Below are 12,863 nucleotides of genomic sequence, written 5' to 3'. Positions count from 1 at the left end.
CCCCCCCCCCCCCCCCCCCGGCAACTCACATCACGATTATTTGCCGGTAAACTGGCTCAGGTTGTCTTTATCGACGCCCACGTAGGGGACGCGAACAATCTTGTTGTCAATTTTCCAGTTGGTGCCTGCCGCGGCGTCTTTCCCGTCGGCAAGGTTTTTCGCCAGCTCGAAGGTCGCTTTTGCCTGGTTGTTGGCATCGTTCAGCACAGTACCGGCCATCGCGCCGGATTTCACCAGCGCCAGGGCTTCCGGCAGGGCATCAACGCCGAACACCGGAATGCTGCTCTTGTTGTGCGCTTTCAGCGCTTCAACCGCGCCCATCGCCATGGCGTCGTTGTTAGCGATCACCACTTCAATCTTGTTGGCATTCGGGCCGGAGAGCCAGGCGTCCATTTTGTCTTTCGCCTGGGCGGTATCCCACATCGCGGTATCCAGCTGCAGCTGCTGGGTCTTCAGACCTTTATCATTCAGCTCTTTAATAACGTAAGTGGTACGCGCTTCCGCATCCGGATGGCCCGGCTCGCCTTTCAGCAGAACGTACTGGATCTGACCGTCTTTATTCAGATCCCAGTTCGGGTTGGCTTTCCAGTGCTTGGCGATCAGATCGCCCTGAATAATCCCGGACTCTTTCGAGTCGGTACCGACGTAATAAGCCTTGTCATAACTATCCAGCGCTTTGCGGGAAGGCTCTTTGTTGAAGAACACCACCGGAATATTCTGCCCGCGCGCCTTTTCAATCACCGTACCTGCGGCGGCCGGGTCAACCAGGTTAATCGCCAGCGCCTTCACGCCTTTCGCCAGCAGCACGTCAATCTGATCGTTTTGTTTCGACTGGTCGTTCTGCGAATCATTCATCAACAGTTGGACGTCTGGCGCGGATTTGCCATCTTTTTCAATCGCCTTACGCACTACCGACATAAAGTTGTCGTCATATTTATAAATCGTCACGCCGATACGGGTATCTGCTGCGTGTGCGGCGGCGCCAAATAACAGACCAGCCATTACAGCAGACAGGGTAAACACCTTCTTATTCATGGAATCTCCGGTTTTATTATGCAGGGTCATTATTGTGAGAAAATGCAGGCGGGATTTGTTGCATTAGTGTTACCGCACAACGCATTTCACGACGAAAATTCGGTCTTCCGTGTCGGGTAACGCTCCAGAAAAATACGACTGTAAAACTCGTTTAACGCCTTGTTCCTACTAAATAAAGTGAGGAATATCCATCACCTCGTGGTTCAGACTGGTAAACGCTGCCATCATAATCAGGCGAATGTTAATATACTGTGAATTTACTCACAAATTGAAAGCGGTTACATCCCGCGATCGCGTCAGTTAGTGATCGGCCCCACAGTTTGCCGCTGGGCAACGGAATGACGGCGCACCAGCGTCGGCATAAAGCAGTGCGTCGCCTCGCGATCCAGCTTGCCGGCCGCCCCCAGCAGCGCCAGCTCGGTGGCCAGCTTTGCCATCGACATTACCGGATAGCGCACGGTGGTGAGCTGAGGATCGGTGTAACGGGAAATAGGAATATCATCAAAGCCAATCAGCGACAGATGCTGCGGCACGACAATGCCGTTGTCCTTCAGCGTCGTCAGCGCGCCGGCCGCCATGCTGTCGTTATAGGCAAACACCGCGGTGAGGCCGAGATTTCGCCCCAGCAGTTCGACCATCGCCGCTTCACCGCCCTGCATATCCGGGGAGCCGGAACCGATCCAGCTGTCCGGGGCGATGATGCCTTGCTCCTGCAGCGCTTTGCTCCACCCTTCCCGGCGCATATCGTCATCTTCAATACCGTGGTTTGAGGAGAGATAGCCGATGCGCTGGTGACCATGATTGAGCAGCATACGGGTGGCCATCAGCGCGCCGCTGACGTTGTCGAGTCCGACGCAGCGATGGGCATACCCCGGCACGATGCGGTTGATCAGCACCATCCCCGGGATATGTTGCATAAAGTCGCTCAGTTCATCATCGCTCAGCGCTTTCGAATGGACGATCAGCGCCGAGCAGCGCTGACGGATCAGCACCTCGATGGCGTGACGCTCTTTTTCCGCCTCATGATAGCTGTTGCCGATCAGCACATATTTCTGATGCTGCTGAGCAACGGTATCCACTGCTTTCACCAGCGCGCCGAAGAAGGCGTCGGAGACGTCCATCACCACCACGCCGATGGTATCGCTGACCTGGGTGGCCAGCGCCTGGGCGTTGGCGTTGGGCCGGTAGCCCAGTTGGGTCACCGCTTTCATCACCACGTCGCGCGTATCCGGACTCACCAGCGCGCTGTTATTCAGCACCCGCGACACGGTGGCCACGGAAACGCCCGCCTGGCGGGCGACATCACGAATGGTGATCATACTCAGCAACCTTAAGAGAATTACAGCACGTCACATTCACCTCCTGTGCTTAGCAAGGAGGCTATTCTGGCAGCGACCCGCGGTCCGCTGCGTGAGTGAGGTCACACGGCTGGAAACGTTTACATCCGTTTTGTTAATGATTGTGATCGAGATCGTTATCTGGATGTGTCTTTCAATGATGTGCCTGACGCACGCAGGGTTAACTGACGCCACAGCCATTCCACCGGCCCCTGGCGGAAGCGGCGCAGCCAGAGCGATGAGACAAGGAGGTTAACGGCCCAGATGGGGGGGACAAAGGCCAGCAGCTGCAGACGATCGAAGCGCATAAACAGCCCAAGATGATAAAACAGGGTGGTGCAGATCAGGGTCTGCAGCAGGTAGTTGGTCAGCGCCATGCGTCCGACGCAGGCGATAGCGCCCACCAGGCGGAAACGGCAGAGTTGCGGCCAGTAGCCCCAGGCCAGCGCGGCATAGCCGATAGCCTGCAGCGGGGCGCTAAGTTCGCGCGGCGCCTGCAGTAAAAACGCGCACCAGCGATAGTCCCAGGCCAGATACCACTGGGCGAATATTGCCGGCAGATTGACCGCCATGCCGGCCGCCACCAGCAGCGCGCCGGTACGCCGGTAGTGACGCAGGCTAAACTGCCCCTTCAGCCAGCCGCTGCGCATCAGCGCCGCGCCCATCAGCATCATCCCCGCCAGCTGCCAGCCATACTGCGCGCCCAGCGCCAGCAGATTGTCAGATAGCATATCCGCCCGGTTGCTGACCGCCTCCATGCCACCGTGCAGCTTCCAGTACTGCTCATATTGCAGGTTCGCCGCGTCCGGCGCCCACGAGCGATTCGCCGCGGTCCCGGAGATCATCCCCAACAGGACCAGCACCGCAATGCCGGTGAGGTAGAGCACCACCCCGGTGTTAAACAGCGATTTGACATGGTGCGCCTCACGCACCATGCGCCAGCTCACCAGCCCCACCAGGGCATAGGCCAGCAGAATATCGCCATCCCAGAAAAAAAGACCGTGAATGAAACCGAGCAGCGCCAGCAGCGTCAGCCGCGACTGGATCCAGCGCTTCCCTCGCGGAAGCAATAGCTGAAGACCGGCGCCAAACAGCAGCGCGAACAGGGTGAGAAACTTCACCTGCGCCAGCAGGTCGAGGAGCGCCCAGGTCCAGGCATCGCTAAGGGACGCGCTTCCTGACCAGGCGGGATTGAGATAAGCGGCCTTCGGCAAGCCGAAGGCGCTGATATTGAGAAGCAGGATACCGAGGATGGCGACGCCGCGGACAAAGTCCAGCGTGACATTTCTCTCCATGCACCCTGCTCCGTTTTAGTTGTGGTGACGTACTGCGCGCAGGAATTCCTGGCGGGTATTCTGGCTGGATTTAAACAGGCCGCCGAGAGAGGTGGTGGTGGTGGCGCTGGTCGCGTCGCGAATGCCGCGCGCCTTCACGCAATAATGCACCGCGTCAATGGATACCGCCACGTTGTTGGTGCCGAGCAGCGTCTGCAGCGCGATCAGGATCTGCTGCGTCAGACGCTCCTGGACCTGCGGACGTTGGGCGAAGAACTGCACGATGCGGTTGATTTTCGACAGGCCGATCACCGAATCTTTCGGGATATAGGCTACCGTCGCTTTACCATCGATGGTAACGAAATGGTGTTCGCAGGTGCTGGTCAGGGTGATATCGCGCACGGTGACCATTTCATCGACCTTCATTTTGTTTTCAATGACGGTGATTTTCGGGAAGCGAGAATAATCCAGCCCGGAGAAGATCTCATCGACATACATTTTGGCGATGCGATGCGGGGTCTCCATCAGACTGTCATCACTCAGATCCAGATTCAGCAGTTGCATAATCTCGGTCATATGACCGGTAATCAAACGCTTGCGTGTTTCGTTATCAATTTCTTGTACTGGCGCACGCATCGGCGTCTCCAGCCCACGAGCGACCAGCGCTTCATGAACGAGGACGGCTTCTTTACTCAGTGATGACATTTATGTTTCTCCTGCAGGTGTGGCGCTCTTTGCTTTTTCTGGGGGCAAAGTTTGTATTCATTGTGCGTGAGGTGGCGCACAGAATCCAGTAGCCGTAACGATAATTATTGAAATTGGCGCTGCCTTTTATTAGGGAGCGAAGCCATGCCTCAGGCGCAACGCCAAATCCTTATCGCCGTATCCGGAATGTTCCAACCGCTGTACGCATTCATAAGCGCCGTCGCTACACCGGCATGTTGGCTATAAGTTGCATTAATGATGCAGTAAGTTCTCAAAAGGAGAAAGTGAAAGTTGCTCACCGGCTAATGAAATATCTGTATTATGAACGTTTACGCGCACATCCCTTCCGAGGAGCCTTGCATGGAACTGCTTGAAGAGCATCGCTGTTTTGACGGCCAGCAACAACGCTGGCGTCATCACTCCCCTGTCCTGAACTGCGCCATGACGTTCAGCATTTTTTTACCGCCTGAGCGCGAAACGCCGCCGCCGGTGCTGTACTGGCTGTCGGGGCTGACCTGTAACGATGAGAACTTTACCACCAAGGCGGGCGCCCAGCGCATTGCCGCCGAGCTGGGCATCGCGCTGGTGATGCCGGATACCAGCCCGCGCGGTGACGAGGCGGCCAACGACGACGGTTACGATCTCGGACAAGGCGCCGGCTTCTACCTGAACGCCACCGAGGCGCCCTGGGCGGCGCACTACCGAATGTACGATTACCTGCGTGACGAACTGCCCGCGCTTATTCGTAGCGAGTTTAGCGTCGGCGAACGCTGCGCCGTCAGCGGCCACTCGATGGGCGGCCACGGCGCGCTCATTATGGCGCTCAAAAATCCCGGCCGCTACGCCAGCGTCTCCGCCTTCGCGCCGATCGTCAATCCCTCCCAGGTCCCGTGGGGCAAGAAAGCGTTTACCGCCTATCTCGGCGCGGATGAATCGGCATGGCACTCCTGGGACAGCTGTGCGCTGATGCAGGCCAGCCGGCCGGAGGACGCCGTGCCGACGCTTATCGATCAGGGCGACAACGATCCATTCCTTGCCGGACAGCTGCAGCCGGCGGTACTGGCGGAGGTCGCGCGGCAGAAGGCCTGGCCGTTAACGCTGCGCATCCAGCCCGGTTACGACCACAGCTATTACTTCATTGCCTCGTTTATTGAAGACCATCTGCGCTTCCATGCGCAGCATCTCTTTGGCTAAACGCCAATGCGCCGCGAAGCTGCTTCGCGGCGCATGTTCAGGCCTACAGGACGCGTTTTAGCGCCGGCAATCAGAAGCGATAATCCACCGCCATAAAGTAGCGACGGCCTTCTTCGGTATAACTGTAGTCGTCCCGGCTCAGATCTTTATCACCCACGTTCTGCACCCCGGAGCGCAGTTTCACGTTTTTGGTCACCTGCCATGCCGCGCCAACGTCAAACAGGGTGTAGCCGCCCGGCGTTTTGCCGGTGGCGCTCACCGCGCGCTGCTGGCCGGTATAGTTGGCCGTCACGTAAAAGGACCAGTCGTCCAGCGGTTTCCAGTCGAGCGTGCCGTTGGCGGTATGGAACGGCAGCGTCTGCAGCGGTTTGTCGCCGCCATTGCTCAGATCGCGACCATCGTTGTAGGTGTAGTTCACCGTCAGCTTCCACTCATCGCCAAACGGGATCTTCACCTCCGTCTCCACCCCTTTGATGCGGGCTTTGTTGACGTTGAAATAGCGGAAGATCGGCACGCGCTTGCCGTTGACGGTTTTCCAGCCGACAAAGTTCGGGTAGCCCGGCGCTTCGCTGGCGCTGGAGGTGCGCAGAACATCGATCATGTCGTCGACATTATTCTGGAAGGTGGTGATGCTGCCTTCGACATTTTCAAGCCAGCCCTCTTCCCCGCGGTAGTAGAGACCGAGCTCGAAGCTTTCGCTGGTTTCCGGTTTCAGATCCGGGTTACCGACGATGCTGCACGAGCCGCGACAGGAGTTGGTGGTCCAGTCGGGGTTAAGCTGCAGCAGCGACGGGGCTTTAAACGCCGTCGCCCAGCCGCCTTTGACGGTGACGGTATCGGTGGCGTTATACACCAGATAGGCGCGCGGGCTCCAGTGATCGCCATAGGTCTGATGGTCGTCCATACGAATGCCGGTGGTCAGCGCCAGCGGCTCGATGATGCGCCATTCGTCTTCGATAAACAGGGCGTACTGGCTGGCCGACGTCGACTGGCCGCCGCTGCTCAGGTTGACCGGATCTTTCAGTTTGTCGTGGCGCCATTCGCCGCCGAAGGTCACCAGCTGGTTAATCATGCCCAGCGGCAGGACATACTTGCCGTCGATGGCATTGCTTTCCGAGGTAATAGTCCCGCTCTGCCCTGGATTTTTGTTATCCACCTTTTCGCCGTAGAACTTGAGCTCGCTATTGCCGATATCCCAGCGGCCGTTATGGCTCAGAGAGTAGTTCTCCCGCTCAAGGCGGTTGCGGTCAAGGGAATCGGAATCGCGATCCTGACGGTCAAAGCCGTAGCCTGCGGTAAAATCGTGGTTTTCGTTCGGCGTCCAGGCGAATTCAACATTGCCATCGCGGCTGGTGAAGCCCTCGATGCGCGGCGTCTCGCCGGTGGCATTACTGGATGACTGCGGATCGTCCTTGGCGCGTTTTGCCAGGCTGCCGTAGGCCTTCATTCCAAGTACGCCGTCGATCAGCGGGCCGCTGGTGAAGAACTGGCCGTTCCAGGTATCCCCGCGATCGCGGTGCTCCTGAATAGTGGTATCAGCACTCAGCGTCCCGGTCCATTTCTGGCCGATTTTTTTGGTAATAATGTTGACCACCCCACCGAGCGCATCGGAGCCGTAAAGGGAGGACATCGGGCCGCGCACCACTTCGATACGCTCAATAGCATCCACCGGGATCCAGTTAAGGTCGAAGTCATTGTGGCGGAAGACGGCGTTCCGCGAGTTAACGCGCTTGCCGTCGACCAGGATCAGGGTATAGCTGCTGCTCAGACCGCGGATGCTAACGCCCTTGCGGTTATCCCCTTCGTTGGTGAGCTGGACCCCAGGCACATCGCGCAGCACGTCTTTCAGGTTCTGAACAGGCTTGCGTTGTAAATCCTGTTGGGTGATGACGCTGATGCTCGCCGGCGCGTCTTTGACATTCTGTTCAGTGGCCGAGGCGGTCACCACCAGCGTTTCTTCATTCACATCGGCCAGAGCCGGAAACGCCAACGATACGACGGACGCAGACAATCCCGCCCGGATAAAAGGGTTTAACCTGAACATTCCAAATCTCCATGAGGTGTACAACCAAACAAACAACAAGGTGCTGCTCACACGCGCTGGCGGCTTGCCGCTCTGTCGGCGGCATGCTCGCGCTGTTTTCTCGTCGATGTGGCTGGTCGCCCGGTGTCAGTCTGTACAAGCGGCAGAGACGGGGAGTGGCTTCATCCGTAATGGGCGAAAATGATAAAGATAATGATTACGATTATCAATATAATTATGAAGAATTGTGACAAGCTGTAACCGCACAAACATAAAAAAAGCCCTCTGTTCAGAGGGCTTCCGGGTGATGACAAATCTGTCTTCGTTATTGTGCTCACATGTCTGCCGGGTGGCGGCTTCCGCCTTACCAGGCCTACGAAACATCGCAATATCAATCAGTTACGCGGTTATCTGTAGGCCCGCGCAAGCGCAGCGCAGCCGGGCAATCCCTGAAGATTGCACTTTGCCAGCAATATAAAGCCCTCTTCACAGAGGGCTTTTATCGCACAATCGCGAAGATTAACGCTTAAAGCGGTCCGGGAAGGTCATTTCGCTGTAGCGAACAAAGCGGGTGCCTTTCGCCAGCTTGTAACCAAACCAGATGACGAGGAACAGCGGAATACCGATGTAGGTCGCCGCCACGCCGCCCCAGTCAATGGTGTCCTTGAGGAACGCTTCGTAGTTCTGTCCGAGGGTGATGATCAGGCACAGCACGAAGGCGAAGATCGGCCCCAGCGGGAAGAACCCGGAACGATACGGCAGATTATTAATATCGTTACCCTGCAGGACGTAGCCGCGACGGAAACGATAGTGGCTGATCGCAATACCCAGCCAGGCGATAAAGCCCGTCATCCCGGAGGTGTTCAGCAGCCACAGGTACACCGTCTGGTTGCCAAACATGGAAGTCAGGAAGCACAGCGCCGCGATCACGGTGGTCGCGTACAGCGCGTTACGCGGCACGCCGCCACGCGACAGCTTCGAGAAAATGCGCGGCGCTTTACCGTCGCAGGCCAGGGTGTACAGCATACGCGTGGAGGCGTACATCCCGGAGTTCCCCGCCGACAGCACGGCAGTCAGGATAACGGCGTTCATGATTGCCGCCGCCGACAGCAAACCAGCATGCTGGAACACCAGGGTGAACGGGCTGACGGAGATATCCTTCACATCGTTGCGCAGCAGACTCGGATCGGTATACGGAATGATCAGGCTGATAATCAGGATCGCGAAGACGTAAAACAGCAGGATACGCCAGAAGACCTGGCGCACCGCGCGCGGAATGTTCTTCTCCGGATTTTCAGATTCACCGGCAGCGATGCCGATAAGCTCGGTGCCCTGGAACGAGAAGCCGACAATCATCGCCACGCCAATCATCGCCGAGAAACCGCCGGCGAACGGCGCATCCGCGATCCCCCAGTTGCTCCATCCGGCTGGCTGCGCCCCTTTGAAGATGCCGACAATCATCATCACGCCGACGATGATAAAGATAATGACGGTGGCCACTTTTATCAGCGAGAACCAGTATTCCGCCTCGCCAAAGCCGCGCACCGAGATCCAGTTCAGCAGGAACATGATGCCGAGGAACAAGGCGCTCCAGATCCAGCCCGGAGTGTCGGGGAACCAGTAGCTCATCACCAGCTGTGAGGCCACGAGGTCAACGGCGATCGTCACCGCCCAGTTGTACCAGTAGTTCCAGCCCAGCGCGAAGCCGAAGCCTTCTTCAACATAATTCTGCCCGTAGGTGGCGAAGGAACCGGATACCGGCATAAACGCCGCCAGCTCGCCGAGGCTGGTCATCAGGAAATAGACCATCAAACCGATCAGAATATAAGACAGCAGCGCCCCGCCGGGACCTGCTTGCGAAATGGTTGCGCCAGAGGCAACAAAAAGACCCGTACCGATGGAACCGCCGATGGCGATCATGGTCAAGTGGCGCGCCTTCAGTTCACGACGTAGCGTGGGCGCTTCTGTGGTTTTAGTTTCCGAAACCATGTGATAATGCTATCCATCCAAAAAATGAGGCGCGATTGTAGCAGACGATCGGGGTTCCATCCGGTACAAATGCAAAGTTATAAGAGAGCTTCATGATCGCCCGCAAATTATTAGTAAAGCACTAACCTGCGGAATTGCCAGCGAATTCCCCCCGTAATCAGGCGATAAAACCGGGCTGCTACACCTGGCAATAGTGCAGAAAACGTTGTAATGCTTTAGAAATATGCTTCTGCCGGTGATGGATCCGCCACAGCGTGCGCGTCAGCCGGGGCAATGGCACTTTCAGCTCCGCCAGCGTGCCCGAGGCAAGCTGTTCGGCAATCACCCGCCGCGATAGACAGCTGATGCCCAGGCCATGCCTGACCGCGTGCTTGATCGCCTCTGAATTACCCAGCTCCATGCCCAGATGAAACGCCGGCAGATGCGACAGCAGAACGTAATCGACAATCTCCCGGGTGCCGGAGCCATGCTCGCGCAGGATCCACGGCGCCTCAGCCAGTTGCTGCAGGGTCACCTCCCCCGCCAGCAGCGGTGAGTTGGGCGCGGCAAACACCACCAGTTCATCCTCCAGCCACGGCTCGGCAATAATATCGGCGGCATGGCACGGCCCCTCAATCAGGCCGAAATCCACCCGCAGGTCGGCGACGGCGTTGATGACGTCCAGGCTGTTGCCGACGCTCAGCTCGACCGGCAGATCCGGGAAGTCATGACGATAGCGGGCAATAATCTCCGGCATAATATAGTTGCCGATGGTGCTGCTGGCGTAGACTCGGATCGCCCCGTTATCGCCGCGAAACAGCTGCTCGATCTCCAGGGCCCGCTCCAGCAGCGCCAGCGCACGCGGGTACAGCAGCCGTCCATGCTCATTCACCACCAGTCGTTTACCGACGCGGTCAAACAGCTGCACGCCGAGCTGCCCTTCCAGATCGGTCAGCGCGGCGCTGACCGCGGATTGCGAAAGCGCCAGCATCTGTGACGCCTGAGTGGTCGACCCACTCTTGTGGACTTCGGCGAACACTTCCAGCTGCCGCAGCGTAATATGCATAACCCACCCGTTTAGTAATCCAACCTGAATAACCTTCCTTACTATGGTGACACAAATCGAGGCGGCTGACGGAAGGAAAATCCGCTTATATCACAAAATCATCGTCTTGCCGGCGAGACCGCCCCGCTTCTGCCTAACCCGCTCTCGCCCCGTTGTAACCGGCGAAGCGGCCATTAACCACTTATTACGATTGATTATAAACATATAATCAATTTTATATTTAATCCCGCGCGGCGTAACCTTTAGGCAGACAAAGGAGAAGGTTATGACAGCACTCACTTTACCCACCAAACATCGTTCCCTGTGGCATTTTGTCCCAGGCCTGGCGCTGACCGCCGCTCTGACCGGCGCAGCCCTGTGGGCCGGTAGTTTCCCGGCCATCGCCGGCGCGGGCTTTAGCGCCCTGACCCTCGCTATCCTGTTCGGGATGGTCGTCGGCAACACGGTCTACCCGAAAATCTGGCAGCCCTGCGACGGCGGGGTGATCTTCGCCAAGCAGCATCTGCTGCGCCTGGGGATCATCCTCTACGGCTTTCGCCTGACGTTCGCCCAGATTGCCGACGTCGGCGTGAGCGGTATTTTGATTGACGTTCTGACGCTCTCCAGTACCTTTTTCATCGCCTGCTTCCTTGGCCAGAAAGTGTTTGGTCTCGATAAACACACCAGCTGGCTGATCGGCGCCGGCAGCAGCATCTGCGGCGCGGCGGCCGTGCTCGCCACCGAGCCGGTGGTCAAAGCCGAAGCCAGTAAAGTGACGGTTGCCGTCGCTACAGTGGTTATCTTCGGTACCATCGCCATCTTCCTCTATCCGGCGATGTACCCGCTGCTGGCGCACTGGTTTACCCTGGAGACCTACGGGATCTATATGGGCTCCACCATGCATGAAGTGGCGCAGGTTGTTGCCGCCGGCCATGCGGTCAGCCCGGACGCGGAGAACGCGGCGGTTATCGCCAAAATGCTGCGCGTCATGATGCTGGCTCCGTTCCTGCTGTTCCTGGCGGCGCGTGTTAAACAGCTGACCCCGGCAGGCAACGGCGAGAAAAGCAAAATCACCATTCCGTGGTTCGCCATTATGTTCATCCTGGTGGCGGTGTTTAACTCCTTCCATCTGCTGCCGAAAGCCGTGGTGGATATGCTGGTGACGCTGGATACCGTCCTGCTGGCGATGGCAATGGCCGCCCTCGGGGTCACCACCCACGTCAGCGCGCTGAAAAAAGCCGGGGCGAAACCGCTGCTGATGGCGCTGATGCTGTTCGTCTGGTTGATTGTCGGCGGCGGGGTCATTAACGTCGCTATCCACAGCCTGATGGCATAAAGCACTACATCTTTCTCCAGTTAAGCCGCTATCATTACCCACCCCCCAGCGGCTTTAACTGGAGTTTTTTTTATGAAATACGTAGGAGCGCACGTGAGCGCCTCAGGTGGACTGGCCAATGCCGCCATTCGCGCCGCCGAAATCGAAGCAACCGCCTTCGCCCTCTTCACCAAGAACCAGCGCCAGTGGCGCGCCGCGCCGCTCAGCGACGAGACCATCGCCGAATTCAAAGCCGCCTGTGAAAAGTATCACTTTGGCCCGGGGCAGATCCTGCCGCACGACAGCTACCTGATTAACCTTGGCCACCCGGTGGAAGAAGCGCTGGAAAAATCCCGTGATGCCTTCATTGATGAAATGACCCGCTGCCAGCAGCTGGGACTGACGCTGCTCAACTTCCACCCCGGCAGCCATCTGCAGCAGATCCCGGAGGAGGAGTGCCTGGCGCGCATCGCCGAATCGATCAATATCGCGCTGGCGAAGACCGAAGGCGTTACTGCGGTGATCGAAAACACCGCTGGCCAGGGCAGCAACCTCGGCTTTAAGTTCGAGCACCTCGCGGCCATCATCGACGGTGTGGAAGATAAATCCCGCGTCGGCGTCTGCATCGATACCTGCCATGCTTTCGCCGCCGGCTACGACCTGCGCAGCGCCGAAGCCTGCGAAAAAACCTTCGCCGCCTTCGAACGCATCGTCGGTTTTCAGTATCTGCGCGGCATGCATCTCAACGATGCCAAGAGCGCCTTCGGCAGCCGGGTCGACCGTCACCACAGCCTGGGGGAAGGCAACATCGGCCACGATTGCTTCAGCTGGATCATGCAGGACAGCCGCTTCGACGGTATTCCGCTGATTCTGGAAACCATCAACCCGGATATCTGGGCGGAAGAGATTGCCTGGCTGCGGGCGCAGCAGATTGCCGAAGTGGCGTAAATAGAGACAAAAAAAAAAA

General features: G+C 57.8%; 10 protein-coding genes. 3 read left to right on the top strand and 7 right to left on the bottom strand.

All coding sequences use genetic code 11. The annotated features are described in order from the left end of the window. Positions 1-36: 36 nt before the first annotated feature. The 4 genes from mglB to folE all read right to left on the bottom strand — a co-directional run bounded on the left by mglB (position 37) and on the right by folE (position 4,351). Positions 37-1,035 (bottom strand): galactose/glucose ABC transporter substrate-binding protein MglB, encoded by a 999-nt coding sequence (mglB, locus tag HMPREF9538_RS00730; protein ID WP_002912878.1) that lies wholly within the window; start codon positions 1,033-1,035, stop codon positions 37-39. A 296-nt stretch (positions 1,036-1,331) separates the two neighbouring features. Next, a complete protein-coding gene (gene galS / locus HMPREF9538_RS00735; RefSeq protein WP_002912919.1) occupies positions 1,332-2,354 on the bottom strand; it encodes an HTH-type transcriptional regulator GalS in 1,023 nt (340 codons plus the stop codon). A 155-nt stretch (positions 2,355-2,509) separates the two neighbouring features. Beyond that, positions 2,510-3,667, bottom strand: a complete 1,158-nt coding sequence (gene yeiB / locus HMPREF9538_RS00740; RefSeq protein ID WP_004149106.1) for a DUF418 domain-containing protein YeiB — start codon at positions 3,665-3,667, stop codon at positions 2,510-2,512. A 15-nt stretch (positions 3,668-3,682) separates the two neighbouring features. Next, a complete protein-coding gene (gene folE, locus HMPREF9538_RS00745) occupies positions 3,683-4,351 on the bottom strand; it encodes a GTP cyclohydrolase I FolE (protein WP_002912924.1) in 669 nt (222 codons plus the stop codon). 360 nt (positions 4,352-4,711) lie between these two features. Between folE and fghA the strand changes: the two genes are divergently transcribed. Beyond that, a complete protein-coding gene (gene fghA / locus HMPREF9538_RS00750; RefSeq protein ID WP_004151123.1) occupies positions 4,712-5,545 on the top strand; it encodes an S-formylglutathione hydrolase in 834 nt (277 codons plus the stop codon). Positions 5,546-5,615: 70 nt separating this feature from the next. Here fghA and cirA read toward each other — a convergent pair whose 3' ends face one another. From cirA to yieE, 3 genes are all read right to left on the bottom strand, one after another. After that, on the bottom strand, positions 5,616-7,589 hold the full coding sequence (gene cirA / locus HMPREF9538_RS00755; protein WP_004890725.1) for a catecholate siderophore receptor CirA: 1,974 nt from the start codon (positions 7,587-7,589) through the stop codon (positions 5,616-5,618). A 498-nt stretch (positions 7,590-8,087) separates the two neighbouring features. Continuing rightward, entirely contained in the window at positions 8,088-9,557 is a 1,470-nt protein-coding gene (locus HMPREF9538_RS00760) for an amino acid permease (RefSeq protein ID WP_002912929.1), read from the bottom strand. Positions 9,558-9,735: 178 nt separating this feature from the next. Continuing rightward, on the bottom strand, positions 9,736-10,602 hold the full coding sequence (yieE, locus tag HMPREF9538_RS00765) for a DNA-binding transcriptional regulator YeiE (protein ID WP_002912932.1): 867 nt from the start codon (positions 10,600-10,602) through the stop codon (positions 9,736-9,738). A 265-nt stretch (positions 10,603-10,867) separates the two neighbouring features. On the opposite strand from yieE, the gene HMPREF9538_RS00775 reads away from it, so the two are divergent. After that, the gene (locus HMPREF9538_RS00775) at positions 10,868-11,917 is read left to right on the top strand and encodes a YeiH family protein (RefSeq protein ID WP_009486455.1); all 1,050 of its coding nucleotides are present in this window, start codon (positions 10,868-10,870) and stop codon (positions 11,915-11,917) included. A gap of 72 nt (positions 11,918-11,989) precedes the next feature. Continuing rightward, positions 11,990-12,844 (top strand): deoxyribonuclease IV, encoded by an 855-nt coding sequence (gene nfo / locus HMPREF9538_RS00780; RefSeq protein ID WP_002912937.1) that lies wholly within the window; start codon positions 11,990-11,992, stop codon positions 12,842-12,844. Positions 12,845-12,863 lie beyond the last annotated feature (19 nt).

The sequence above is a fragment of the Klebsiella sp. MS 92-3 genome, assembly GCF_000195655.1.
Lineage (GTDB): Bacteria > Pseudomonadota > Gammaproteobacteria > Enterobacterales > Enterobacteriaceae > Klebsiella > Klebsiella pneumoniae.
This window is presented reverse-complemented; position numbering and strand designations above follow the sequence as displayed.